General features: G+C 52.9%; 29 protein-coding genes. 18 read left to right on the top strand and 11 right to left on the bottom strand.

Annotation, left to right across the window (positions count from 1 at the left end):
- Positions 1-88: 88 nt before the first annotated feature.
- Positions 89-1,711: an isovaleryl-CoA dehydrogenase gene (locus tag O6D90_RS21165; RefSeq protein ID WP_016155511.1), complete on the top strand. Its 1,623-nt coding sequence runs from the start codon at positions 89-91 to the stop codon at positions 1,709-1,711.
- 85 nt (positions 1,712-1,796) lie between these two features.
- Here O6D90_RS21165 and yjfN read toward each other — a convergent pair whose 3' ends face one another.
- Both yjfN and bsmA read right to left on the bottom strand, forming a co-directional pair.
- Positions 1,797-2,072: a DUF1471 family protease activator YjfN gene (yjfN, locus tag O6D90_RS21160; protein ID WP_016155512.1), complete on the bottom strand. Its 276-nt coding sequence runs from the start codon at positions 2,070-2,072 to the stop codon at positions 1,797-1,799.
- A 147-nt stretch (positions 2,073-2,219) separates the two neighbouring features.
- Positions 2,220-2,549, bottom strand: a complete 330-nt coding sequence (gene bsmA / locus O6D90_RS21155; protein WP_032930955.1) for a biofilm peroxide resistance protein BsmA — start codon at positions 2,547-2,549, stop codon at positions 2,220-2,222.
- Between the two features lie 181 nt (positions 2,550-2,730).
- On the opposite strand from bsmA, the gene yjfP reads away from it, so the two are divergent.
- Complete coding sequence (gene yjfP, locus O6D90_RS21150; protein WP_016155514.1) at positions 2,731-3,480, top strand: esterase; 750 nt, start codon at positions 2,731-2,733, stop codon at positions 3,478-3,480.
- On the opposite strand, the gene ulaR is transcribed toward yjfP, so the two are convergent.
- Together ulaR and ulaG are read right to left on the bottom strand one after the other, a co-directional pair.
- Positions 3,477-4,232, bottom strand: coding sequence for an HTH-type transcriptional regulator UlaR (gene ulaR, locus O6D90_RS21145; protein WP_016151423.1), 756 nt, complete (start codon positions 4,230-4,232; stop codon positions 3,477-3,479). The two genes, yjfP and ulaR, sit on opposite strands and share 4 nt — an antisense overlap.
- Positions 4,233-4,338: 106 nt before the next feature.
- Entirely contained in the window at positions 4,339-5,403 is a 1,065-nt protein-coding gene (ulaG, locus tag O6D90_RS21140) for an L-ascorbate 6-phosphate lactonase (protein WP_016151424.1), read from the bottom strand.
- Positions 5,404-5,769: 366 nt separating this feature from the next.
- Here ulaG and ulaA point away from each other — a divergent pair, with 366 nt between their 5' ends.
- From ulaA to O6D90_RS21110, 6 genes are read left to right on the top strand one after another with little or no spacing between them, the layout of a single operon-like run.
- Complete coding sequence (gene ulaA, locus O6D90_RS21135; protein ID WP_016155515.1) at positions 5,770-7,167, top strand: PTS ascorbate transporter subunit IIC; 1,398 nt, start codon at positions 5,770-5,772, stop codon at positions 7,165-7,167.
- Between the two features lie 15 nt (positions 7,168-7,182).
- On the top strand, positions 7,183-7,488 hold the full coding sequence (gene ulaB / locus O6D90_RS21130; RefSeq protein ID WP_016151426.1) for a PTS ascorbate transporter subunit IIB: 306 nt from the start codon (positions 7,183-7,185) through the stop codon (positions 7,486-7,488).
- 11 nt (positions 7,489-7,499) lie between these two features.
- Positions 7,500-7,967 carry a PTS ascorbate transporter subunit IIA gene (gene ulaC, locus O6D90_RS21125; RefSeq protein ID WP_016155516.1) on the top strand — a complete coding sequence of 156 codons (468 nt, stop codon included), beginning with the start codon at positions 7,500-7,502 and terminating at the stop codon, positions 7,965-7,967.
- Between the two features lie 12 nt (positions 7,968-7,979).
- Positions 7,980-8,630 carry a 3-keto-L-gulonate-6-phosphate decarboxylase UlaD gene (locus O6D90_RS21120; protein WP_016155517.1) on the top strand — a complete coding sequence of 217 codons (651 nt, stop codon included), beginning with the start codon at positions 7,980-7,982 and terminating at the stop codon, positions 8,628-8,630.
- A 9-nt stretch (positions 8,631-8,639) separates the two neighbouring features.
- Positions 8,640-9,494: an L-ribulose-5-phosphate 3-epimerase gene (locus tag O6D90_RS21115; RefSeq protein ID WP_016155518.1), complete on the top strand. Its 855-nt coding sequence runs from the start codon at positions 8,640-8,642 to the stop codon at positions 9,492-9,494.
- The gene (locus tag O6D90_RS21110) at positions 9,494-10,180 is read left to right on the top strand and encodes an L-ribulose-5-phosphate 4-epimerase (RefSeq protein ID WP_016155519.1); all 687 of its coding nucleotides are present in this window, start codon (positions 9,494-9,496) and stop codon (positions 10,178-10,180) included. The genes O6D90_RS21115 and O6D90_RS21110 overlap by 1 nt, the downstream gene beginning before the upstream one ends.
- 130 nt (positions 10,181-10,310) lie before the next feature.
- Here O6D90_RS21110 and yjfY read toward each other — a convergent pair whose 3' ends face one another.
- Entirely contained in the window at positions 10,311-10,586 is a 276-nt protein-coding gene (gene yjfY / locus O6D90_RS21105) for a DUF1471 family protein YjfY (RefSeq protein WP_016155520.1), read from the bottom strand.
- Between the two features lie 298 nt (positions 10,587-10,884).
- Here yjfY and O6D90_RS21100 point away from each other — a divergent pair, with 298 nt between their 5' ends.
- The 6 genes from O6D90_RS21100 (at position 10,885) to O6D90_RS21075 (ending at position 14,315) form a co-directional block, all read left to right on the top strand.
- Positions 10,885-11,649, top strand: coding sequence for a TSUP family transporter (locus tag O6D90_RS21100; RefSeq protein ID WP_016151432.1), 765 nt, complete (start codon positions 10,885-10,887; stop codon positions 11,647-11,649).
- A gap of 159 nt (positions 11,650-11,808) precedes the next feature.
- Positions 11,809-12,204, top strand: a complete 396-nt coding sequence (gene rpsF, locus O6D90_RS21095; protein WP_016151433.1) for a 30S ribosomal protein S6 — start codon at positions 11,809-11,811, stop codon at positions 12,202-12,204.
- Between the two features lie 6 nt (positions 12,205-12,210).
- On the top strand, positions 12,211-12,525 hold the full coding sequence (gene priB, locus O6D90_RS21090; RefSeq protein WP_003025674.1) for a primosomal replication protein N: 315 nt from the start codon (positions 12,211-12,213) through the stop codon (positions 12,523-12,525).
- A 4-nt stretch (positions 12,526-12,529) separates the two neighbouring features.
- Positions 12,530-12,757 carry a 30S ribosomal protein S18 gene (gene rpsR / locus O6D90_RS21085; RefSeq protein WP_000135199.1) on the top strand — a complete coding sequence of 76 codons (228 nt, stop codon included), beginning with the start codon at positions 12,530-12,532 and terminating at the stop codon, positions 12,755-12,757.
- A 41-nt stretch (positions 12,758-12,798) separates the two neighbouring features.
- The gene (gene rplI / locus O6D90_RS21080; RefSeq protein ID WP_003025676.1) at positions 12,799-13,248 is read left to right on the top strand and encodes a 50S ribosomal protein L9; all 450 of its coding nucleotides are present in this window, start codon (positions 12,799-12,801) and stop codon (positions 13,246-13,248) included.
- A 143-nt stretch (positions 13,249-13,391) separates the two neighbouring features.
- On the top strand, positions 13,392-14,315 hold the full coding sequence (locus tag O6D90_RS21075; RefSeq protein ID WP_016155521.1) for a DMT family transporter: 924 nt from the start codon (positions 13,392-13,394) through the stop codon (positions 14,313-14,315).
- 54 nt (positions 14,316-14,369) lie between these two features.
- Here the strand turns inward: O6D90_RS21075 and O6D90_RS21070 are convergent, their stop codons facing one another.
- Positions 14,370-15,020, bottom strand: coding sequence for a LysM-like peptidoglycan-binding domain-containing protein (locus tag O6D90_RS21070; RefSeq protein ID WP_016151435.1), 651 nt, complete (start codon positions 15,018-15,020; stop codon positions 14,370-14,372).
- A 219-nt stretch (positions 15,021-15,239) separates the two neighbouring features.
- Between O6D90_RS21070 and fklB the strand changes: the two genes are divergently transcribed.
- The gene (gene fklB / locus O6D90_RS21065; RefSeq protein ID WP_003025685.1) at positions 15,240-15,860 is read left to right on the top strand and encodes an FKBP-type peptidyl-prolyl cis-trans isomerase; all 621 of its coding nucleotides are present in this window, start codon (positions 15,240-15,242) and stop codon (positions 15,858-15,860) included.
- A gap of 309 nt (positions 15,861-16,169) precedes the next feature.
- On the top strand, positions 16,170-17,579 hold the full coding sequence (gene cycA, locus O6D90_RS21060; RefSeq protein WP_016151437.1) for a D-serine/D-alanine/glycine transporter: 1,410 nt from the start codon (positions 16,170-16,172) through the stop codon (positions 17,577-17,579).
- An 80-nt stretch (positions 17,580-17,659) separates the two neighbouring features.
- On the opposite strand, the gene ytfE is transcribed toward cycA, so the two are convergent.
- Complete coding sequence (gene ytfE, locus O6D90_RS21055; protein WP_003025690.1) at positions 17,660-18,322, bottom strand: iron-sulfur cluster repair protein YtfE; 663 nt, start codon at positions 18,320-18,322, stop codon at positions 17,660-17,662.
- A gap of 244 nt (positions 18,323-18,566) precedes the next feature.
- On the opposite strand from ytfE, the gene O6D90_RS21050 reads away from it, so the two are divergent.
- Positions 18,567-20,120 carry a methyl-accepting chemotaxis protein gene (locus O6D90_RS21050; protein ID WP_016155522.1) on the top strand — a complete coding sequence of 518 codons (1,554 nt, stop codon included), beginning with the start codon at positions 18,567-18,569 and terminating at the stop codon, positions 20,118-20,120.
- Positions 20,121-20,183: 63 nt separating this feature from the next.
- On the opposite strand, the gene O6D90_RS21045 is transcribed toward O6D90_RS21050, so the two are convergent.
- The 3 genes from O6D90_RS21045 to O6D90_RS21035 all read right to left on the bottom strand — a co-directional run bounded on the left by O6D90_RS21045 (position 20,184) and on the right by O6D90_RS21035 (position 22,980).
- The gene (locus O6D90_RS21045; protein WP_016151440.1) at positions 20,184-21,149 is read right to left on the bottom strand and encodes a DMT family transporter; all 966 of its coding nucleotides are present in this window, start codon (positions 21,147-21,149) and stop codon (positions 20,184-20,186) included.
- A 76-nt stretch (positions 21,150-21,225) separates the two neighbouring features.
- Positions 21,226-22,050: an AraC family transcriptional regulator gene (locus tag O6D90_RS21040; protein ID WP_016155523.1), complete on the bottom strand. Its 825-nt coding sequence runs from the start codon at positions 22,048-22,050 to the stop codon at positions 21,226-21,228.
- Between the two features lie 81 nt (positions 22,051-22,131).
- Entirely contained in the window at positions 22,132-22,980 is an 849-nt protein-coding gene (locus O6D90_RS21035; protein WP_016155524.1) for an SDR family oxidoreductase, read from the bottom strand.
- Positions 22,981-23,065: 85 nt separating this feature from the next.
- On the opposite strand from O6D90_RS21035, the gene O6D90_RS21030 reads away from it, so the two are divergent.
- Positions 23,066-23,470 (top strand): winged helix-turn-helix transcriptional regulator, encoded by a 405-nt coding sequence (locus tag O6D90_RS21030; protein WP_016151443.1) that lies wholly within the window; start codon positions 23,066-23,068, stop codon positions 23,468-23,470.
- 48 nt (positions 23,471-23,518) lie between these two features.
- Here the strand turns inward: O6D90_RS21030 and cpdB are convergent, their stop codons facing one another.
- Positions 23,519-25,462 (bottom strand): 2',3'-cyclic-nucleotide 2'-phosphodiesterase, encoded by a 1,944-nt coding sequence (cpdB, locus tag O6D90_RS21025; protein WP_016155525.1) that lies wholly within the window; start codon positions 25,460-25,462, stop codon positions 23,519-23,521.
- Between the last annotated feature and the right edge of the window lie 67 nt (positions 25,463-25,529).

Raw genomic sequence — 25,529 nt, 5'->3', positions numbered from 1 at the left:
GGATGGCTTTTTTGTGACCGTTGTCCCATGCGTGCTCCCCTCTGCCTGACCATACTTAAGGTGACGGCCATTGACGGAGGGAGACACAATGCACTGGCAAACGCATACCGTTTTTAACCAACCTGTACCGCTCAATAACAGCAACTTATATCTGTCCGATGGCGCGCTGTGTGAAGCGGTTATCCGTGAAGGCGCTGGCTGGGACAGCGATCTTCTCGCCAGTATTGGTCAGCAGCTAGGGACTGCCGAGTCGCTCGAGCTTGGCCGTCTGGCCAATGCTTTTCCACCCGAGTTATTGCGCTACGACTCGCAGGGTCAGCGGCTGGATGATGTGCGTTTTCATCCTGCCTGGCATTTACTGATGCAGGGATTGTGCGCCAATCGCGTACATAATCTGGCCTGGGAAGAAGACGCGAGGCAGGGAACATTTGTTGCCCGGGCGGCCCGTTTCATGCTGCATGCGCAGGTGGAAGCGGGCACGTTGTGTCCGGTTACCATGACTTTTGCCGCCACGCCGTTGTTACTTCAGATGTTACCTGCACCCTTTCACGACTGGTTTACGCCGCTGCTAAGCGACCGTTATGACTCGCATTTACTGCCCGGAGGGCAAAAGCGTGGGTTATTGATCGGCATGGGAATGACCGAGAAGCAGGGGGGGTCAGATGTGCTAAGCAATACCACTCAGGCAGAACGTCTTACAGACGGCTCGTATCGGCTGGTGGGACATAAGTGGTTTTTCTCCGTGCCGCAAAGCGATGCCCATTTGGTACTGGCCCAGGCAAAGGGAGGCTTATCCTGCTTTTTTGTACCGCGATTTTTACCCGACGGGCAGCGTAATGCTATCCGTCTGGAGCGGCTGAAAGATAAGTTAGGCAATCGCTCCAACGCCAGCTGCGAGGTTGAATTCCACGATGCGATTGGCTGGCTATTGGGTGAAGAAGGGGAAGGTATACGTCATATCCTGAAAATGGGTGGGATGACGCGTTTTGACTGTGCGCTCGGCAGTCATGGCATGATGCGACGTGCTTTTTCTGTCGCGATTTACCATGCGCACCAGCGACAGGTTTTTGGCAAACCATTGATCGAACAACCGATGATGCGCCAGGTATTAGGTCGGATGGCGCTCCAACTGGAAGGTCAGACGGCGTTACTGTTCCGACTGGCGCGGGCCTGGGACCGTCGCGCTGATGCCAAAGAATCTCTGTGGGCCAGGTTGTTCACACCAGCAGCGAAATTCTCTGTTTGCAAGGCCGGTATGCCGTTTGTTGCAGAGGCGATGGAAGTGCTCGGCGGGATTGGCTACTGCGAGGAGAGTGAATTGCCGCGCCTGTATCGTGAGATGCCGGTAAACAGTATCTGGGAGGGCTCTGGCAACATTATGTGCCTCGATGTATTGCGGGTGCTGACAAAACAACCCGGCATATACGATATGCTCAGCGAAGCCTTTGCTGAGGTAAAAGGGCAAGACCGACATTACGATCGAATGGTACGTCAACTACAGCAGCGTTTACGTAAACCCAGCGAGGAGTTGGGACGGGAGATTACACAGCAGCTTTTCCTGCTCGGTTGCGGGGCGCAGATGTTGCGCTATGCCTCTCCGCCAGTGGCGCAGGCCTGGTGTCAAATGATGCTCGATACGCGTGGTGGACTACGATTGTCCGAACAGGTGCTGAACGACTTGCTCCTGCGGGCAACGGGGGGATTACGGTAATAATATGCCTGATGGCGACGCTGGCGCGCCTTATCATGCCTACATTCAATGTAGGCCGGATAAGTTTACGCCATCCGGCAATCTGTTAAGCATAGAGAATGGCCTGTACGCGCCAGTTGTCGGGCTGCTGGTCTTCGTACATCTGAATGATCCGATACCATGAGGCACCCTGTTCATCCGCTTTTAACGCGATTACTCGTTCTACATCCTGCGGATTCCCTGCAATGTTACTGACAGATATCAGGCCAATTTCGTTCAGGCCTGTAACGCAGTCAGCACTGGCGAACTCGGCAGACTGCGCCGTAGTACCTACCAGTCCGGCAGAAAGCAGCAGTGAGGATAAGGCAAGTGATTGTTTCATCGTCAGCTCCATTATTCGTACCCCTACACACGGCAGGGCATTCCATCGCGATCATAAACCTCAAGCTTCCTGCTGTTGGTTTATTGTGCACAGGTAAACGCATAGCGGCGCAAAGCAATGTAAAGCTGACTAAATTCCTACCCAATGTTATTTACGATACAAAATAGCCTGTGAATACCATTGGCCTGTCACGATGGTTTCATCCACTAATAAAACCACGTAGTAATCAGCTTTAGCCGCGACGGCTTTGTCACGGATCTCTGCCAGCGCATCATCCGGAGAGCCTCTTACCAGCGCGCTGACCGTTCCTATTCGCTGTAACCCATTACTCTGGTCACGGCGGATCTCCTGCGGGTGGTCGGCAACGGGCGGTGCGGGTTGGGGCGTTGCCTGTAGCACGCTACAGGCGCTTAAAAGCATCACCAGCAATAAAGAGGCAAACCGACGCATAACTCTATCTCGTTTCCTGATAGCCATAGTGTAGTGCCTTATCAATTTCCCTTTAGGGGAATGTTCCCGAAGTGTTATCTCTCACGCGATTTTCGAATGAAAATGTTGCGAAAGCGTAACCCAGTTCTCAACATTATGAATCATTGCCGAACACATTCGCTTGCGTTAAGTATTGCTGCATGGCATACCAGAAAAAAAGAGGCGACAAATGATCGAAATTGAAACACGACAGTTGGCTGGTATCCCTGTCTTGCACGCCGTTCCGGCTGGCAAACGCGAATGTTCACTCCCTTGCATTATTTTTTATCACGGGTTTACATCTTCAAGTCTGGTCTATAGCTATTTTGCCGTTGCTCTGGCTCAGGCCGGATTCCGGGTTGTCATGCCAGATGCGCCTGACCATGGTGCCCGCTTCAACGGTGATGCTCAGGAGCGAATGTTCCGCTTCTGGCATATATTGCAGCAAAACATGCAGGAGTTTACGACGTTACGTGCGGCGCTGGTGGCGGAAAATTGGCTATCAGATGAAAGACTTGCTGTTGCGGGGGCGTCGATGGGAGGCATGACGGCGTTGGGCATTATGGCCCGCCATCCCGAGGTTAAATGTGTAGCCAGCCTGATGGGTTCGGGCTATTTTACCCGTCTTGCACAGACGCTTTTTCCCCCTTTACGAGTCCAGACGCCAGAGCAGCAGGCGGAGTTCGATGCCGTTATCGCACCGCTCGCCGAATGGGACGTTACGCATCAGCTACAACGGCTGGCCGACAGACCGTTGCTGTTGTGGCATGGACAGGAGGACGATGTGGTGCCCGCGGTTGAAACCTTCCGCTTACAGCAGGCGCTGATTCAGGCAGGGCTGGATAACAATTTAACCTGCCTGTGGGAAGCGGGCGTACGCCACCGCATCACGCCAGAGGCGCTGGCTGCGACGGTAACGTTTTTTCGCCAGCACCTTTAAACGCGAACGATGCTTACGCCCTGAGCTTCAAGTTGTTGCAGAATCTCAGGGTTAGCGTTTTTGCCGGTAATGAGCATATCGATTTGATCGGCGCGACTGAACAGCATCCCCGCGCGTTCACCGACCTTACTGCTATCGACCAGCACCACCAGTTTACCCACTACGTTAAGCATCTTCTGCTCAGCCATCGCGGTTAGCATATCGGTTTTATACAGTCCGTCCGCGGTCAACCCTTTACCGCTGGTAAACATCCAGTGTCCGGCATACAGGCTATTTTCGCTGCCTTGCGGACTAAGCGTGATGGACTGGCTTTTGTTGTATTGCCCTCCCATGATGATCACGCTGTCATGCTCCTGGTCGATCAGATAGTTCGCCAGCGGCAGATAATTGGTGATGATCTGCACCGGCTTGCCGCACATTTCACGACCAAGCAGGAAGGCGGTTGATCCGCAGTTGATCACCACGCTTTCACCCGCATTTACAAGCTGGGATGCGGCCTTGGCAATGCGAACTTTTTCATCGTGGTTCTGCGCCTGATGCAGATTCATAGGTGTCCAGCGCGGACGTTGCTGGGTGATGGCTTCTGCGCCATTGCGGACTTTCTTGAGTTTGCCGCTTTCGTCGAGTTTATTGATGTCCCGGCGTGCTGTGGCTGGTGAAATCCCCAGACGCTCAATCACGTTCTCAACGGTAACAAAGCCCAACTGCGCCAGCATATCCAGCAATATTTGATGTCTTTGTGCTTCAGTCATGAGCTATTCCGATACAAATTGATTTGAAAAGATGATATTTGAAATAGCCTGGAAATACTAAAGTAAATGGGAAAAAATGCCGGAATAGCCCGGCATTTTGTAGGGGTCACAAGAAGGATTTAAACGGCAGATCCGGTTCAATCGTGAAGCAGTCATCAAAGCCGCGCGGATAGTGATATTCAAAGTTATCTTTGTCCAGCGGCCAGGTGAACTTGCCGCCCACCTGCCAGATAAACGGCTTAAAGCCATACTTCAGTCGATCTTTTTTCATCTCCCACAGTACGCGGATCTCCTGAGGGTCGGCCTGGAAGTTTGACCAGATGTCATGATGGAAAGGGATCACCACTTTCGTATTCAACGCTTCCGCCATGCGCAGCATGTCGGAGCTGGTCATTTTGTCCGTAATCCCGCGCGGATTTTCACCATAGGAGCCGAGCGCTACGTCGATCTGGTGCTCGTTGCCATGCTTTGCGTAGTAGTTAGAGTAGTGCGAGTCTCCGCTGTGGTACAGCGTACCGCCCGGTGTTTTGAACAGGTAGTTTACCGCACGTGCATCCATACCATCCGGCAGCACACCTGCCGCTTTTTGATCGGCAGGTAGCGTGATTAATGCCGTACGATCAAACGCGTCAAGCGCATGAATTTCAATATCTTTCACTTTCACCACATCGCCTGGTTTTACCACGATGCAGCGCTCTTTTGGCACACCCCAACCGATCCACAGATCCACACAGGTTTGCGGCCCGATAAATGGCACGTCATCGGCGCAGTTTTGCATGACGGCGGCCGCGACATTCACGTCGATGTGATCGTTATGATCGTGTGTCGCCAGCACCGCATCGATCTGTCGAATTGCAAACGGATCAAGAACAAACGGCGTGGTGCGCAGGTTTGGCTGCAGTTTCTTCACCCCAGCCATGCGCTGCATCTGGTGGCCAGTTTTCATTAGCGGGTTGCCGTGACTCTGTTTACCCGTTCCGCACCAGAAATCGACGCAGATGTTCGTCCCGCCTTCCGACTTCAGCCAGATGCCGGTACAGCCAAGCCACCACATAGCGAATGTGCCCGGGGCGACCTGCTCCTGTTCGATCTCTTCATTCAGCCAACTTCCCCACTCCGGGAATGTGCTCAGGATCCATGATTCACGCGTGATGCTTTTTACTTTACTCATCGCATTTACCTTTATGCTTGTTCATATTTAATCAATTTATGATTTGTTTTGATTGATATTGACATCATTTTTTCAAGAAGGCAATGCGTTGATTTTTGGTTTTCAGCGGGGAATGTGATCAAGTCACAGCGTGACAGGATGGTTTACTTGAATGTTGGATTTGTATTTTATTGTTTTAATAGAGTTTATTTTGTCGTCGATGAATTAGAAGTAAAGCCACTCTACAAGTGTGTGAATTATTTGCGTACTGCATCACATTTAATCAAATTCAATCTTGTTGTGATTACTTTTGAAAATTAGAGTGAGGGCACAACATCCTGGGCATCTGTAATGAATGTTCAGCAACTTCGTCTACTGGAGATCGTTATGGAGATCCTCTACAACATCTTTACCGTCTTTTTTAATCAGGTTATGACCAACGCGCCCTTGCTGTTGGGTATTGTGACCTGTCTTGGTTACATCCTGCTGCGTAAAAGCGTCAGCGTTATTATCAAAGGCACGATCAAAACGATTATCGGTTTTATGTTGCTGCAAGCGGGATCGGGCATTCTGACCAGCACGTTTAAACCGGTGGTGGCGAAGATGTCCGAAGTTTACGGTATCAATGGTGCGATTTCCGATACCTATGCCTCCATGATGGCAACCATCGAACGTATGGGCGATGCCTATAGTTGGGTGGGTTATGCTGTGCTGTTGGCGCTGGCGCTGAATATTTGTTACGTACTGCTACGGCGTATTACCGGCATTCGCACCATCATGCTGACCGGCCACATTATGTTCCAGCAGGCGGGCCTGATTGCCGTCTCTCTCTACATCTTTGGTTACCCGATGTGGACCACCATCATCTGCACCGCGGTGCTGGTGTCCCTCTACTGGGGCATTACTTCCAATATGATGTACAAGCCGACGCAGGAAGTGACCGACGGCTGCGGTTTCTCCATCGGTCACCAGCAGCAGTTCGCTTCATGGATTGCCTACAAAGTCGCGCCTTATCTGGGTAAGAAAGAGGAGAGTGTTGAAGATCTGAAGCTGCCGGGCTGGCTGAATATCTTCCATGACAACATCGTTTCTACCGCGATTGTTATGACCCTCTTCTTCGGCGCGATCCTGCTCTCTTTCGGTATTGATGTGGTTCAGGCGATGGCGGGTAAAACCCACTGGACGGTCTATATCCTGCAGACCGGTTTTTCGTTTGCCGTCGCTATTTTCATCATCACTCAGGGCGTTCGTATGTTCGTTGCTGAGCTTTCAGAAGCGTTCAACGGTATCTCTCAACGTCTGATCCCGGGTGCAGTGCTGGCTATCGACTGCGCGGCGATTTATAGCTTTGCGCCCAACGCGGTGGTCTGGGGCTTTATGTGGGGCACCATCGGCCAACTGATTGCGGTGGGCATCCTGGTGGGTTGCGGCTCTTCTATTCTGATTATCCCTGGCTTTATTCCGATGTTCTTCTCGAACGCGACTATCGGCGTGTTTGCTAACCACTTTGGCGGCTGGCGCGCGGCGCTCAAGATTTGCCTGGTGATGGGGATGATCGAAATCTTCGGCTGCGTCTGGGCGGTGAAGCTCACCGGGATGAGCGCCTGGATGGGCATGGCGGACTGGTCAATTCTGGCGCCGCCGATGATGCAGGGCTTTGCCTCCATCGGCATCGTGTTTATGGCCGTCATTATTCTGATTGCACTGGCTTATATGTTTTTCGCAGGACGCACCTTGCGCGCTGAGGAAGACGCAGAAAAACAACTGGCAGAACACTCTGCTTAATAAGGAGTTCCGATTATGACCGTACGTATTTTGGCTGTATGTGGCAATGGGCAGGGGAGTTCCATGATCATGAAGATGAAGGTGGATCAGTTTTTAACCCAGTCAAATATTGACCATACGGTAAACAGTTGCGCAGTAGGTGAATACAAAAGTGAACTGAGCGGCGCGGATATCATCATCGCTTCTACCCATATCGCCGGTGAGATTACCGTATCGGGCAATAAATATGTTGTTGGCGTACGCAACATGCTGTCTCCCGCCGATTTTGGACCAAAACTGCTGGAAGTGATCAACGCGCATTTCCCTCAGGACGTGAAGTAAGGAGGCGGCCTATGAAATTACGTGATTCGCTGGCAGACAATAACACCATCCTTTTACAGGCTGAGGCCAGCTCCTGGCAGGAAGCGGTAAAGCTGAGCGTGGATCTGCTGGTTAAGGCTGATGTGGTTGAACCACGCTACTACCAGGCCATCCTCGACGGAGTCGAACAGTTCGGCCCGTATTTCGTGATTGCGCCGGGCCTGGCGATGCCGCACGGCCGTCCGGAGGAAGGGGTTAAGAAAACCGGTTTTGCGCTGGTGACGCTGAAAACACCGCTGGTGTTTAACCACGAAGATAACGACCCGGTCGATATCCTGATCACCATGGCGGCAGTAGACGCCAACACACATCAGGAAGTCGGCATCATGCAGATCGTGAATCTCTTTGACGACGAAGCCAATTTCGACCGTTTACGTGCCTGCCGTACCGCGCAGGAAGTGCTGGATTTAATTGATAACGCCACTGCGGCGGCTGTTTAAAAGGATACCAAAATGTCATTACCTATGTTGCAGGTTGCGCTGGATAACCAATCAATGTCTTCCGCCTATGAAACGACGCGTCTGATTGCCGAAGAGGTCGATATCATTGAGGTGGGCACGATTCTTTGCGTGGCTGAGGGGGTGCGCGCCGTACGCGATCTGAAGGCGCTTTATCCGCATAAAATTGTGCTGGCGGATGCCAAAATCGCCGACGCGGGTAAAATCCTCTCGCGCATGTGTTTCGAAGCCAATGCTGACTGGGTTACCGTCATCTGCTGTGCGGATATCAACACCACCAGGGGGGCGCTGGAGGTGGCGAAAGAATTTAATGGCGACGTGCAGATTGAACTGACTGGTTACTGGACCTGGGAGCAGGCGCAGGAGTGGCGTGACGCGGGCATTGGGCAAGTGGTATATCACCGCAGCCGTGACGCGCAGGCGGCGGGTGTGGCATGGGGAGAGGCAGATATTAGCGCCATCAAACACCTTTCTGATATGGGCTTTAAGGTCACCGTCACCGGCGGCCTGGCGCTGGAGGATCTGCCGCTGTTCCAGGGGATCCCTATCCACGTCTTTATTGCCGGACGCAGCATTCGCGATGCCGCCTCTCCGGTAGACGCTGCGCGTCAGTTCAAACGTTCCATCGCCCAACTGTGGGGATAAGGAGCGACTATGTTGTCGAAACAGGTCCCGCTCGGTATCTATGAAAAAGCGCTCCCCGGCGGGGAGTGCTGGCTGGAACGCTTGCAGCTGACGAAGGAACTGGGCTTTGATTTTGTCGAAATATCGGTTGATGAAACCGACGATCGCCTGGCGCGTCTTGACTGGCGCCGCGAGCAGCGACTGGCGCTGGTGGCCGCTATCGCCGAGACAGGGATACGCGTACCGTCCATGTGCCTGAGCGCTCATCGTCGTTTCCCGCTTGGCAGTGAAGATGATGCGGTGCGCGAACAGGGGCTGGAGATCATGCGTAAAGCCATTCAGTTTGCGCAGGATATCGGTATTCGCGTTATTCAACTGGCGGGTTACGACGTCTATTACCAGCAGGCCAATAACGAAACGCGTCGTCGGTTTCGCGATGGGCTGAAAGAGAGCGTGGAGATGGCGAGCCGCGCGCAGGTGACGCTGGCGATGGAAATCATGGATTATCCGCTGATGAATTCGATCAGCAAGGCACTGGGTTATGCCCACTATCTCAACAATCCGTGGTTCCAGTTGTATCCCGATATTGGCAATTTGTCGGCGTGGGATAACGACGTGCAGATGGAGCTGCAGGCTGGGATGGGTCATATCGTTGCCGTACACGTGAAGGATACCAAACCCGGTGTATTCAAAAATGTGCCGTTTGGTGAAGGGGTTGTTGAGTTCGAACGTTGTTTTGCGACGCTCAAACAGAGTGGGTACTGCGGACCATACCTGATTGAGATGTGGAGTGAAACGTCGGACGACCCGGCACGTGAAGTCGCGAAGGCGCGCGACTGGGTGAAGGCGCGAATGGCCAGCGCAGGTCTGGTGGAGGCGGTGTAATGCAAAAACTTAAACAGCAGGTTTTTGAGGCCAATATGGATTTGCCGCGCTACGGGCTGGTGACGTTCACCTGGGGGAACGTCAGCGCCATTGACCGCGAGCGCGGTCTGGTGGTGATTAAGCCTAGCGGCGTCGACTACCAAACGATGCAGGTAGATGACATGGTGGTTGTGGATCTGGCCGGCAACGTAGTGGAAGGGCGCTATCGTCCTTCTTCTGATACCGCCACCCATCTGGAGCTGTATCGCCGCTATTCTTCTCTCGGCGGCGTGGTGCACACCCACTCAACGCACGCGACGGCATGGGCGCAGGCGGGTCTGGCAATTCCCTCGTTCGGCACGACGCATGCGGATTACTTCTTTGGCGATATTCCCTGCACCAGGGCGTTAACTGAAGCTGAAGTTCAGGGCGAGTATGAGCTAAATACCGGCAAGGTGATTGTCGAAACGCTGGGGGAGGTGGAACCTTTGCATACGCCTGGCGTAGTGGTGTACCAGCATGGCCCGTTTGCCTGGGGCAAGGATGCTCACGACGCGCTACATAACGCCGTGGTGATGGAGGAAGTGGCAAAAATGGCATGGATTGCGCGTGGTATTAATCCGGCTCTTAGCCCCATAGACAGTTATCTGATGAATAAGCATTTCATGCGTAAGCACGGTCCAAACGCCTATTACGGACAGAAGTAACGACTAAGTCCTGGAGCCCAATCATTCAGGGGATGTTATTGATCTGGCTGTGGGACTTTTTTGCAAAAAAAGCCCCCTGTGAAGGGGGCAAATTAAACTGCGGCAATGTTCTCGTTGGTTATTTCTGGTGCTAGCGGTAAATATCTGCACTGGCGTGCATATTTCCGTTACTACCGGGTTCCCTGGTGAGGATCACGTGGTAGTAGGTTGCGCCTTGCGCATCGGTCTCTTCATTCAGGGCCTGAGTGGCTTCACTTTCAGTGGCGAAGTTATGATTTATGTAAATGACGCCTAAGCTCTGCACATCATCCATATTCCTGGCCTGATGATTGTCAATTTTGATGGCTGCCGTTGCATTTGCACTAAGCAAAAGCATAGCCAGAAGGGTCAAAACACGGGCTCGCATATCTACCTCCTCGACTGCGGTCTCTGGTTGCCTCTCTCCTGTGAGTGATTAGCTTCTGATGTAATTTTAACCGTTACCGGCGCAGTCGATAGCGACCATTTCTGATGCAGTTGTTCAAAAAATTACCGCATAGCCATCTTTTCTTTTATTAACAGGCCGCTGGTGTGTACCGCTGCGGTGAAAAATACCTGTCTTTCGCGCATAAGCACTTACCAAATAGTCAATTTAATCGGGTGAGTACGCCGTTTATAGTGAGCCGGATAATTAATATAACTTTATGATAATAAGGCAAAAACTTATGGATACTTCATTCATGGATTTCAGCTACTTTGTGATTATGTTTATGGTCGCGCTGGTGGCAGGCTTTATTAACGTGGTGTCGGGCGGCGGTGGTTTTCTCTCGATTGGCGCACTGTTAATTTCTGGTTTACCCCCGGCGAATGCGCTGGCAACCAATAAAATTCAGGCACTGGGCAGCTCGCTGACCTCCGGGATTTATTTTTTACGCCGGGGGCATATCAACGTGCAGGAGCACAAGTATGTGTTTTTATCTGCCTTTATCGGTTCTGCGATGGGAACGACGCTTATCCAGTTCATTGAACCGGAGCTGCTGAAGAAACTGCTCCCGATCCTGATTATCGCGGTCGCTATCTACTTTATTTTTGCGCCAAATCTCAGCGAACCGAAAAGAAAGCAGCAGGTATCCCTGTTTCTCTTCTCATTGATTGGCGGGGGATGCATTGGTTTTTATGACGGCTTTCTCGGTGCCGGGGCTGGCTCCTTTTATACCCTCAGCTATATCCTACTGTGGGGATACAGTATCGATAAGGCGCAAATTCACTCGAATTTTATTAACCTGGCGTCCAACATCGCCTCGATTTTGTTCTTCATTTTTGGCGGTAAAATGATCTGGTCACTGGGGCTGGTGATGTTTGCTGGGCAGTCCCTCGGCGCACGTCTTGGCGCGACGGTCGTACTAACGCGCGGCAAGAAAGTTATCCGACCCATGATTGTCATTGTCTCCATTTGCATCAGCGTCAAAATGCTGCTGGATATGTATTAATGGCGACATGATAAATAATCGTACAATTACCTTGAGTTTAGTGGCAGGCGCCAGTATTATGACGCGTCAATTTTTCAGCCGACCTTTAACACGTTCCTTGCCTCCCCGGGCCTCGGCTGACCCAGACAGGAGGCTGAATAATCCGTAAGGAGCAATTCGATGCGTCATTACGAAATCGTTTTTATGGTCCATCCTGACCAGAGCGAACAGGTTCCGGGTATGATCGAACGCTACACTGCTGCCATCACTGGTGCAGAAGGCACGATCCACCGTCTGGAAGACTGGGGCCGCCGTCAGCTGGCTTACCCGATCAACAAACTGCACAAAGCTCACTACGTTCTGCTGAACGTTGAAGCGCCGCAGGAAGTGATCGATGAGCTGGAAACTACCTTCCGCTTCAACGATGCCGTTATCCGCAGCATGGTTATGCGTACTAAACACGCTGTTACCGAAGCATCTCCGATGGTTAAAGCGAAAGACGAGCGTCGTGAACGTCGCGATGATTTCGCTAACGAAACCGCAGATGATGCTGAAGCTGGGGATTCTGAAGAGTAATTTCTGATGACCAACCGTCTGGCGTTGTCCGGCACCGTGTGCAGGGCTCCCCTTCGAAAGGTCAGTCCATCAGGAATTCCTCATTGCCAGTTCGTGCTTGAGCATCGTTCTGTGCAGGAGGAAGCCGGGTTTCACCGGCAGGCGTGGTGCCAAATGCCCGTTATTATTAGCGGACACGAAAACCAGGCCATTACTCACAGTATAACGGTCGGTAGCGCAGTGACCGTTCAGGGGTTCATCTCTTGCCACAAGGCAAAGAACGGCCTGAGCAAAATGGTTCTGCATGCCGAGCAGATTGAATTGATAGATTCTGGAGACTAGCCATATGGCACGTTATTTCCGTCGTCGCAAGTTCTGCCGTTTCACCGCGGAAGGCGTTCAAGAGATCGACTATAAAGATATCGCTACGCTGAAAAACTACATCACCGAAAGCGGTAAGATTGTCCCAAGCCGTATCACCGGTACCCGTGCAAAATACCAGCGTCAGCTGGCTCGCGCTATCAAACGCGCTCGCTACCTGTCCCTGCTGCCGTACACTGATCGTCATCAGTAATCGGTCACGGTCCATTAATACGACTTTGAGAGGATAAGGTAATGCAAGTTATTCTGCTTGATAAAGTAGCAAACCTGGGTAGCCTGGGTGATCAGGTTAACGTTAAAGCGGGCTATGCTCGTAACTTCCTGGTACCACAGGGTAAAGCTGTTCCTGCTACCAAGAAAAACGTTGAATTTTTCGAAGCGCGTCGCGCTGAGCTGGAAGCTAAACTGGCTGACGTTCTGTCCGCTGCTGAAGCTCGTGCTGAGAAAATCAACGCACTGGAAACCGTAACCATCGCGTCTAAAGCTGGCGACGAAGGTAAACTGTTCGGTTCCATCGGTACTCGCGACATCGCTGACGCTGTAACTGCAGCTGGCGTTGAAGTAGCTAAGAGCGAAGTTCGTCTGCCGAACGGCGTTCTGCGTACCACTGGTGAGCACGAAGTGAGCTTCCAGGTTCACAGCGAAGTGTTTGCTAAGCTGACTGTAAACGTAGTTGCAGAATAAGTTTTTATTCTGATTACCGCGTAAAAGCGCCGGCCTCGTGTCGGCGTTTTGCTTTTCTGTTCCCTCCGCTTTTCGCTCTGGCTATTCTTTATCCTTTTCGGGATAATCATAAAAATAAAACATTATTTCAAAGTGGTGATGGAATGGAACCAACGCACCAACCTCTGTTTGCGCGTAAAAATGTTGTCTACCTGAGCGCAGCGTTCTGCTGTCTGCTGTGGGGGAGCGCCTATCCGGCGATCAAAAGCGGATATGAGATCTTCCAGATTGCCACGGATGACATTCCCTCAAAAATTGTCTTTGCCGGCTATCGCTTCCTGTTTGCTGGATTATTGCTGCTATTGCTGGCGGTGGCGCAGCGTAAACCGATTGGCCGGTTAAGCCCGCGTCAGTACGGTCAGCTCACGCTGTTGGGACTGACGCAAACCTCGCTGCAATACATCTTCTTCTATATTGGCCTGGCGTTCACGACGGGGGTGAAAGGGTCGATCATGAACGCGACCGGCACCTTCTTCAGCGTGCTGCTGGCCCATTTTATCTATCAGAACGACAAGCTGAGCTACAACAAAGTGCTGGGCTGTATCCTGGGCTTTACTGGCGTAATGGTGGTGAACTTTAGCAGCGGACTGGATTTTAACTTCAGCCTGTTAGGGGACGGTTCAGTGGTGATGGCGGCCTTTATTCTTTCTGCCGCCACGTTATACGGTAAACGCATTTCTCAGACGGTAGACCCGACGGTAATGACAGGATATCAGTTGGGTGTCGGCGGTCTGGCGCTGGTTATCGGCGGCTACGCTTTTGGTGGCACGCTGACCGTACACGGCGCGTCTTCAGTGGCGATTCTGGGCTACCTGACGTTACTCTCTTCGGTCGCTTTTGCGTTGTGGAGTATTCTGCTCAAGCATAACCGCGTGGGGATGATTGCGCCGTTTAACTTCCTGATCCCGGTTTCGGGGGCGGTTCTGTCGGCGATATTCCTCGGCGAAAACATTTTCGAATGGAAATATGCGCTGGCGCTGGTGCTGGTCTGTTCCGGGATCTGGTGGGTGAACAAGGTGAAGCGCTGACGCTTCACCTTGATGTCTGATGCGCTGTGTTTATCAGGTCTACAGGTGTGCCGGTTAACGGGCGCGAATAAAACTGCCGTTAGGTTGTCGAGTAAACAGTACCTGCTGACCATTACCGGTATCAATGGTTAATCCCGTTACCACGCCGTTGGCATTCTGCCTGATTTGTACCATCTGGCCGTCTTTCAGGTTGCTCAGCGGTTTTCCGGCACCTTCAACCTGCGCCATTGCGTATACATCGGTTGGCGGGAGGTTATGGTCACGGAATACCTGCGCCAGCGTTTTGCCCGAGTCTACGCGATAGGAGCGCCACTGCTGCTCAATTCCACTATCCTGTTGGAAAGGTTGCGTCTGCGGCTGAGATTGCTGAGCCTGCGGCTGCGCGTCTGGTTCTCCTTCCTGGATTGGCTCAGGCGCAAGCGGAGCGACCTGGCCCGGATCGTTTTGCGGGGCGACCAACTGTGCCTGCAGTTGAGCTTCGGTCGGCGGCTGCGACTGTGACTGTAAATCCAGCTGGGCAGTACGCGTAACCACAGGGGCATCGCTGGTGTCACTGGAGGGCAGCAGGAAGCCTATCACCAGCACGATAGCAGCAATTATAATGCCGCGTCGGTGCATAGGCGGTAGCGGATCCATAATGCGAAAATTGTCCGGTGCATGCCAGATTTTCGCCAGGGTTGGTTTTAATTCAAAGCGCCCGGGCATGGCTTTCCTCCTGCTCCGCGTCTCGTTCCTCGATCATAGAGTATAGATGGCTAATGCTATGATGTTCGTCATATTACCCGCTTTCGTGACGTCAACGCGGGGTATTCCTATTGTTTATGTTTCCTCGCGATTTGTCATCTGTTCCCGAGACAAAGTTTTACCGGATGCGGCATGGCTGATATGCTGCCCGCTACTTTACATCCGATGAAAGGAAATATGATGGCTAACCCGACTTTTGACACTATCGAAGCGCAAGCAAGCTACGGCATTGGTTTGCAGGTAGGACAACAGCTGAGTGAATCCGGACTGGAAGGACTGTTGCCTGAAGCGCTGGTAGCGGGTATCGCTGACGCGCTGGAAGGTAAGCACCCGGCAGTGCCGGTTGATGTTGTGCATCGCGCACTGCGTGAAATCCACGAACGCGCTGATGCAGTACGTCGCGAGCGTTTCCAGGCTATGGCGGCTGATGGCGTCAAATATCTGGAAGAAAACCGTGAGAAAGAGGGTGTGAACAGCACTGAATCCGGTTTGCAGTTCCGTGTTCTGACTCAGGGCGAAGGTGCTATTCCAGCGCGTACTGACCGCGTTCGCGTGCACTACACCGGTAAACTGATCGACGGTACCGTGTTTGACAGCTCTGTCGCACGCGGCGAACCGGCTGAATTCCCGGTTAACGGCGTGATCCCTGGCTGGATTGAAGCGCTGACCCTGATGCCGGTAGGTTCCAAATGGGAACTGACTATTCCTCAGGAACTGGCTTACGGCGAGCGTGGCGCTGGTGCGTCCATTCCTCCGTTCAGCACGCTGGTGTTCGACGTTGAGCTGCTTGAGATCCTGTAAGCAGTGACTTCTGTTCCCTCCGAGGCCGGGGGGAACAAAAAAATAGCGTGAAAAGCTATAGTTACGTGGTTGTCGATATTTTATTTTGCAAATGCCTCGTTAGCGTGTATTTTTGTGAGCTGATTCGCGCTATCAGAGTGATATGACACTCACTTTAAACATTAAATTAACATTATATCTAAATCTTAGTATTCATCCCGCCAATTCTTACCTAATATCGATGAGTCCTGATAATCAGGAACGTCGTATCATAGACACACTAAAGGCCGTAGAGCCTGAACAACACAGACAGGTACAGGAAGAAAAAACATGGTAGATCAGGTAAAAGTCGACGCCGCTGAAGAGGCTTCGTCTGAACAGTCGCTACGGCGCAATCTCACAAACCGTCATATTCAACTTATTGCTATTGGTGGTGCTATTGGTACCGGCCTGTTTATGGGCTCTGGTAAAACCATCAGCCTCGCCGGACCGTCGATCATCTTTGTGTATATGATTATCGGTTTTATGCTGTTTTTCGTGATGCGTGCAATGGGTGAATTGCTGCTCTCGAATCTGGAGTACAAATCTTTTAGTGATTTCGCCTCTGACCTGCTCGGGCCATGGGCCGGGTATTTTACCGGCTGGACTTACTGGTTCTGCTGGGTTGTTACCGGGATGGCAGACGTTGTCGCCATTACGGCGTATGCGCAATTCTGGTTCCCCGAACTTTCAGACTGGGTCGCCTCGCTGGCGGTGATCGTGCTGCTGCTGAGCCTCAACCTTGCCACTGTAAAAATGTTCGGTGAGATGGAGTTCTGGTTTGCGATGATCAAAATCGTCGCCATCATCGGCCTGATTGTCGTTGGTCTGGTGATGGTGTTGACGCACTTCCAGTCGCCAACCGGCGTTCAGGCATCGTTCACGCATCTGTGGAATGACGGTGGCTGGTTCCCGAAAGGTCTGAGCGGCTTCTTTGCTGGCTTCCAGATAGCCGTGTTCGCGTTTGTGGGTATTGAGCTGGTGGGAACGACCGCTGCAGAAACCAAGGACCCGGAGAAATCTCTGCCGCGCGCCATTAACTCGATTCCGATCCGTATCATCATGTTCTACGTTTTTGCGCTGATCGTGATTATGTCCGTAACACCGTGGAGCTCGGTAGTGCCAACCAAGAGCCCATTCGTTGAACTGTTTGTGCTGGTCGGTCTGCCTGCCGCGGCGAGCCTGATCAACTTTGTGGTGCTGACTTCAGCTGCCTCTTCCGCAAATAGTGGCGTGTTCTCTACCAGCCGTATGCTGTTCGGCCTGGCACAGGAAGGCGTAGCGCCTAAAGCGTTTGCCAAACTGTCTAAACGCGCAGTTCCGGCGAAAGGTTTAACCTTCTCCTGTATCTGTCTTCTGGGCGGCGTGGTGATGCTTTACGTGAACCCGAGCGTGATTGGCGCGTTCACCATGATTACCACCGTGTCGGCGATTCTGTTCATGTTCGTCTGGACCATCATTCTTTGCTCGTACCTGGTGTACCGCAAGCAGCGTCCGCACCTGCATGAAAAATCAATCTACAAGATGCCGCTAGGCAAGCTGATGTGCTGGGTATGTATGGCGTTCTTCGTCTTCGTACTGGTACTGCTGACGCTGGAAGATGATACCCGCCAGGCGCTGATCGTGACGCCGCTGTGGTTCATCGCGCTGGGTCTGGGTTGGTTGTTTATCGGTAAGAAACGTATGGCAGGTATGCGTTAATTTTAGTGCCCGGTAGCGCGATGCTTACCGGGCCTGAATTCCGTAGGCCGGATACGCGTTAGCGCTATCCGGCGATATCTTTACTCCCCGGCGAGAGCTCGCGGGAACAACACATTATTTTCCAGACTGATGTGTTCCATCAAGTCGTCGATCATCTCGTTAATGCCGTTATACATGGCTTTCCAGGTGGTGCAGGCTTCTGGCGGCGGCGTCACGTTATGGGTGATGTGTTTGATCACTTCGACCAGTTCACCGGCATCGTCATGTTCGCTTTCCATCACGCTGATTGGTCCCATCGCCTGGCTACCCATGCCCTGTTTGATCATCGGGAACAGGATCTGCTCTTCTTTCATCATGTGGCTGGACAGCTCTTCATGCAGCATGGTCAGGTTTTTCGCCAGACCGCGTGGTACGTTCGGTTTATCTGCGTGAACGCGTTCAACTTTCGTGGCCTGCAGAATCAGTTCCGGCAGCTGTTCGCGGTGTCTGTCGTGATAACGCACGATGATATGATCGATGATTTCAGCCAGTGCCACGGTACGCCAGTCTTTCTCCAGCGGCTGTTCAGCCAACTGCGCGAGCTGTGCCTCAATAACGTCTAAATCCAGCTCTTTACGCGCAGCAGCGCGTGCCAGCGTTTGCTTACCGCCGCAGCAGTAATCCATATCGTATTTACGAAACAGGGCCGAAGCGCGAGGAATAGAGAGCGCCAGTTCACCTAAAGGTTGATCGCGATAAGACATTGCCGTTACCTCATTCTTAATAATATAAGATGTATTTTAAATGCAACTTATGGCGAAGGATATAACCCTTTCGGGGTGGGGTGTTTTGTGAGGAATGTCACGAAAATTTCTTGTTTCGTTAAGGTGCTGAATCTTATTAGAAAGGAGAGGGATGGCGAAAAAAGCCGCGCGACAGGATTAAATAAGCGCACGCCGCTGCCGATAGTTAGACCTCAGACAATACCTGCATAATAAAAGGCTACAGATGTTTAAACGAATCAAAGTGATAACCCTACTTATCACCGTGTTACTCGCCCTGGGCGCGATGCAGCTCATCTCCGCAGGCGTCTTTATTGGCGCGCTCAATAACGATAAGCAAAACTTTAACGTCTCTCAGCTTTCCAGCCAGAACGTGGCCGAGTTTACCGATGCGTGGATTAGCCTGAACCAGGCTCGCGTCACGCTCAACCGGGGCATGTTGCGTTTACAGGGAACGATGGCCAGCGAGATTAACGGCGGTCAGTTGAAGGAACTGGTGAACACGGCAAATCGCCTGTTGGCCGAATCGAAAGAGCATTACGATAAATACTACGCCCTGCCGGAAACGCCGGGGCTTGATGAACATCTGGCCGATCGACTGGAAGAGCAGTACGGCATCTATTCTGCGACGCTGGCTAAAATGAACGCGCTGTTGGCTGAAGGTAAGCTGGAAGAGATGTTCAAGCAGAATGCCGAGCAAAAGCAAACGGCCATGCAGGAAGTTTATCGGGAATGGCGTAGCGCGCAAACGGCGCTGGCCACTGCCGGGGTGCAGGACAATGAGAGTGATTACCAGAAGATAATCTGGCTGCTGTCCGCCGTGATGCTGATTGTCGTCACCGTGATTATCGCCAGCTGGCTGGCGATGCAGCGAGTGCTGCTCAAGCCTCTCCACGAAGTGATGGGGCATATTCGCCACATTGCTGCGGGTGATTTGACGCACAGCATCAACGCCGATGGCAGCAATGAGATGGCGCTGCTGGCAGTCAACGTTCGCGACATGCAGCAGGCGCTGGCGAACACAGTCAGCGTGGTGCGTGACGGGGCTGACACCATCTATACCGGCGCAGGTGAAATTGCCGCCGGCAGTAACGATCTCTCTTCACGTACCGAGCAGCAGGCCGCCTCTCTGGAAGAGACTGCTGCCAGCATGGAACAACTCACCGCTACCGTGAAGCAGAACGCGGATAACGCGCGTCAGGCGACCAGTCTGGCAAAAAATGCCTCACAGACGGCGCAGAAAGGCGGAACCGTGGTTGATGGCGTAGTGCGTATGATGGATGAAATTGCCACCAGTTCCAGCAAAATCGCGCAAATTACCAATGTTATCGACGGCATTGCCTTCCAGACTAATATTCTGGCGCTGAACGCGGCAGTAGAAGCGGCACGTGCGGGCGAGCAGGGGCGTGGGTTTGCCGTGGTCGCTGGCGAGGTCCGTACACTGGCACAGCGTAGCGCTCAGGCGGCGAAAGAGATTAAGGCGCTGATTGATGACTCGGGGAATCGGGTAAATGCCGGTACGGCGCTGGTGCATGAAGCGGGTGAAACGATGGCGGAAATTGTGAGCGCCGTGACCCGTGTGACCGACATCATGGGCGAGATAGCCTCGGCTTCTGATGAACAGAGCCGAGGTATCGATCAGGTAGGTCAGGCGGTTGCCGAGATGGATCGCGTGACGCAGCAAAACGCCTCGCTGGTGGAGGAGTCCGCTTCCGCCGCCGCCGCGCTCGAAGAGCAGGCAGCACGACTGAATCAGACCGTAGCGGTGTTTAAAGTTTAACGTCTACTCCGGCCTACAAAATAATATCTTGTAGGTCGGATTAGCGCAGCGCCGTCCGGGCCATTATGATTGTGGAACCACGACGACGCTTGGTTTCTGTGGTTTGGCTCTGACGGCTATCACCACCCCAACAATCAGCAGCGCAATGCCGCTTACCGTCAGCAGCGGTGGAAATTCCTGGCGCAGGATAAAGGTGTACACCAGGCCAGCCAGCGTTTCGAAGACAATCAGCGGGCCGAGGATCACCGTCGGCAATTTTTGGCTGGCGACGTTCCAGCACAGTGCGCCAACCCACGAACATAATACCGCAATCGCTATCATCAGGCCGATAAACACGCCCGGACGCGGGCCGAAGGGCAGGGCAAAGTCCGGCGTTTGTCCGTTCAGCCACAGGCAGGCTGCAATATAACCGAGCAGAGAAACAGGCAACGTTACCAGTGCCTGGGCCGTCGCCCACATCATCGGGTGCTTATCTGGATTCTCGCGCAGCCAGCGGGCATTACGCAGCGCATACCATGCCCAACACACTACCGAGATCAGCGCCAGCGCGATTCCAGAACCATAACGCCAGCCGCTAAAGTCGGGTAAGCCTTGATTCAGCTCCGAGATATTCACGCACAGCAGACCGATACCAATCAGCACCAGCGCAGGCGACAGACGCCACCATGATAATTTGCCGTCGCGCTGGCTGTAGAGCAGGTTAGCGAAGACCGGGATCACAACCGGCAATGTACCAATAATCATCGTTGAAACCGGCGCGCCAGTGCGCTGGATGGCGCTTGCCAGGCAAACGTAATAAATCAGATTACCCATCATCGTTAGCGCCAGCGCAGTGACCCAGTCTTTACGCGTCAACTGACGCAAGCGCACACGCCCCAGCCAGGCAATCGGCAACGCTATTAGCCCCAGCGCCAGATAGCGCCCCATCGACTGCAATACCGCCGGATATTCCGGTACGATCAGCGGCCCAACAAAAATTAATCCCCACATTAGCCCAGCCAGCAGGGCATACAACACGCCGCTAATCATTTTTGACATCCACATCGCTTAACAATAAGTCGAGTGTAGGCAGGAAAAATGCAGCCGTATTGTATGAGATTGCTGTTCAACGCCGGACGACTTGTTTCTGATAACGTACCGGTGTAATACCGTAGCGATGGGTAAACGCGCGGGTGAGATGCGACTGGTCGGTGAGGCCGGTTGCGGCAGCGACCTCCGCGGCGGGCATTCCGTGAGTGAGAAAACCTTTGGCTCGCCACAGGCGGATCGCCATCAGCATCTGGTGCGGCGTGACGTGGAAATGAGATTTAAACTGGCGCTGAAAATGCCAGGGACTCAGCGCTGCAACCCGCGCCAGTTCGTCGAGCGTGACCGGGTGCATATAATTATCGTGCAAATACTCGCGTACCCGCTCAAAGCGATGCGCTCCCTCCGGTAATACCGGCGCATGGCGGGCCAGCGGCTGGAACGTGTCGATCAGATCGAGTAATAGCCCTTTTTGCGCCAGCGGATCCTCAGTGTTCCACAGGCCATGGATCAGCGAGCAGATCTGGCGCGAGCGTAGCGGATCGTGACGCGTTACGTCATGAAACCACCAGTGGCGGATCCCGGTGACTTCTTCCAGAAGATCGGGCTCAAGATAGATCATCCGATAGCGCCAGCCGTCGGCGGTTTCCGCTTCGCCGGTATGTAGCTCATCGGGATTCATGGTGACGACGGAATGGGCGGGGGCCACGTACTGCGTGCCGCGATAGCGAAAACGTTCGGCTCCGGCTTCTATCGCGCCAATACCAAACGCTTCATGGGTGTGGGGTTCAAAGGCGTAACGCGAGATGTGCGCATGATACAGCTCAACGCCCGGCACCTGTGCCAGATGGCGAAAGCGGGCGCTGTCTTTCTCATCAATAAACTGCTCAGGTACACCTTGCACGTCTTCTCTCCCCACGCATCATCATGTCATTATCAGAGAGGATGCGCGGGGATGCCACCACAATTAACTAATTTTTAACACTTACACGATGCCTTTGACGCTGTCTGCCAGCGACGTGGTTGGGCGACCAATCAGTTTGCTCAGCGTATGGCTGTCGTCGAAGAGGCCACCTTTAGAGGCACCAACGTCTGAGTCAGCCAGCATGTCCGCCAGTCCGGCAGGCAGACCTACACTTTTCAGCGCGGCGGCAAAATCAGCTTCGCTCAGGTTTTGATACACCACTTTTTTACCGCTCTGTTTTGCCAGTTCGGCCGCCAGCTGGCTCAGGGTCCAGCCTGCGTCGCCCGCCAGTTCATAGATTTTACCGGCATGACCGTCTTCACTGATGACGCGCGCGGCGGCAGCGGCATAGTCGGCACGGGTCGCCGAGGCGATTTTGCCTTCTCCCGCCGCCCCAATAAACACGCCGTGTTCCAGCGCGGCTGGTGCGCTGGCGAGATAGTTTTCGGTGTACCAACCGTTACGCAGCAGCGCGTACGCGATACCGGATTCAGCCAGCATCTTCTCGGTTGCGACATGCTCATCAGCCAGCCCCAGCGGGGAGCGATCGGCGTGCAGCAGGCTGGTGTAGGCGATAAATTTCACGTGGGCCGCTTTCGCCGCGTTAATCACGTTGCGATGCTGCGGGGCACGTTGTCCCACTTCGCTGGAGGAGATTAGCAGTAACTTGTCTATCCCCTGTAAGGCCGTGGTAAAGGCAGCTTCATCACTGTAATCCGCCTGACGAACGGTAATGCCCTGCTGGCTAAGCGCCGTCGCTTTAGCAGGATTACGCACAATAGCCACAATCTGGCTGGCAGGAACGGTTTTCAGTAGCGTTTCAATAACGTGTTGGCCCAGTTGGCCAGTGGCACCAGTAATCGCGATCATAGGATAACTCCTTTGGTATTGGTCTTGTGTTTAATCACATTAACACCTAAACTTACTTTTAGTAAGTACGTACAAAAAGGTTAGTATGAAAATGACAGCTTTGACGCTCTCCCAGCAATTACGTGATGGCAACTTGTTTGCCGAGCAGTGTCCCTCCCGCGAGGTGTTAAAACACGTCACCAGCCGCTGGGGTGTATTGATTCTGGTGGCGCTGCGCGACGGTACGCACCGTTTCAGCGATTTGCGCCGTAAGATGGGCGGCGTCAGTGAAAAAATGCTGGCGCAATCCCTGCAGGCGTTAGAACAGGACGGGTTTATCAATCGGGTGTCATATCCGGTGGTACCGCCGCATGTGGAGTATAGCCTGACACCGTTGGGTGAGCAGGTGAGCGAAAAAGTCGCAGCGCTGGCGGACTGGATAGAGGTGAATTTGCCGCAGGTTTTGGCAAATCATACCGTTAAGAACGAAGACGTCCCGGCATCAGCGTAAACGACCTGGTCGGGCTTGCCGGATGGCGCAGCGCCACCCGGCGTGGTCTTACTTACTCAAATCCAACTGATAAATGGCGAAGCCGATGTCATCGGTAGCGACTTTCTTCAGTGGATACTGGCCTTTCTCTTTGATAAACGCAGCGGCTTTATCAGACGGTGATGTTTCAAAGCGAATATCCAGTTGTGTCTCGCTGTGAATCGGCGCCAAACGCCAGTTGTTATCTGCCGCCGGATGAATTTCGCCTGCGCTCTTTGTCTGGGAACCTATCCATGCTGCCAGCACCGAGCGGTTTTCATCTGGTGATGCAAACGCGATGTGGCTGTCGCCGGTCCCGGCAAACTTACCGCCGTAGGCGCGGTAGTTGTTGGTCGCGACGAGGAAGGTTGCGTTCGGATCGATCGGTTTGCCGTTAAAGGTCAGATTTTTAATACGCTCCGCTTGCGGGTTAATCGTCTGGCATTCACCGTCATAGCGAGCGGGTTGTGAAACATCAATCTGATAATTCACGCCGTCAATCACGTCGAAGTTATAGGTACGGAAGCCATCCCAGTTAATTAACGACTGTGGTTTGCTGCTGTGGATATCAATCTGATTAAACTGCCCGGCAGAACATTCCAGCCACTCTTTCACCTCTTTACCGCTGGCTTTCACCACGACCAGGGTATTGGGATAGAGATACAAATCAGCGGCGTTACGGAAGGTAAGCTGACCTTTTTCGACTTCGACAAAGCTGGCCGGATCGTTCTTGCGTCCACCGACTTTAAACGGCGCAGCGGCGGAAAGTACCGGTAGTTTTGCCAGGTCCGGATCGCCCTGGATAAAATGTTCCACATAGGCTTTCTGCGCGTTATTCACCACCTGCACGGTCGGGTCGTCCTGAACCAGCGCCAGATAGCTGTACATGTTGTCGGCAGATTTACCGATTGGTTTGCTGACAAATTCACGCGTGGCATCGTGATCGGCTTTTAGGATCTCAACGATTTTTTGGTCTTCGCCAGCCAGTGATTTTTTGGCCGCGGCGTCATAAATCGGGCGCGCCTGCGCTTTCCCCTGCGTAACCTGCCATTTACCGCTGTCGTTATTCAGCACTAAATCCACCACCCCTAGGTGATCGCCCCACATGCCCGGCATCACCGCAGGAACGCCATTGAGCGTGCCTGTTGTGATATCTGCGCCTTTGATGTTGGCAAAGTCTTTCCCCGGGAAAACGGCGTGAGCGTGACCAAACATAATGGCATCCACGCCCGGAACTTCACTGAGGTAGTAAACGGAGTTTTCCGCCATCGCCTGGTATGGGTCGGCAGAAAGCCCGGAGTGAGCAACCACCACCACGACATCGGCACCTTTGGCTCGCATTTCCGGCACGTATTTACGTGCGGTTTCCGTAATGTCATTCACCGTCACTTTGCCGCTGAGGTTGGCTTTATCCCAGGTCATGATCTGCGGCGGCACAAAACCGATATAGCCAATTTTCAGCGTCTGCTTGTTTCCTTCCTGATCGACAACCTCAGTCTCTTTGATCAGATAAGGAGTAAACAGCGGCTTTTTGGTCTTAACGTCGATGATATTGGCGTTAACGTAAGGGAACTTCGCCCCGGCTAGCGCGTTGTGCAGATACTCAAGACCGTAGTTAAATTCATGGTTGCCAAGGTTACCCACGGCGTAATCCAGCGTATTCAGTGCCTTATATACCGGATGCGTTTCGCCCGCTTTCAGCCCCTTGGCCGCCATATAATCCCCGAGCGGGCTGCCCTGAATCAGATCACCGTTATCAACCAGCACGCTGTTTTTGACTTCACCACGTGCTGCGTTGATCAGGCTTGCCGTACGAACCAGGCCAAATTTTTCAGTCGGCGTATCTTTGTAATAATCGAAATCCATCATATTGCTATGCAAATCAGTGGTTTCCATTATACGCAGATCGACGGTCGCGGCATTGACGCTGGCTGCAATCAGCGTGGCCAGAAACGTTGCACTAAACTTAATCATCAGGGGCATCCTTTTAAGATCTAAGCCACAAAAGAAAATGTATATAAATCTTCTTGCTTACAGAACT

It is taken from the genome of Citrobacter sp. 21OH12SH02A-Citro (genome assembly GCF_027919895.1).
Lineage (GTDB): Bacteria > Pseudomonadota > Gammaproteobacteria > Enterobacterales > Enterobacteriaceae > Citrobacter > Citrobacter braakii.
This window is presented reverse-complemented; position numbering and strand designations above follow the sequence as displayed.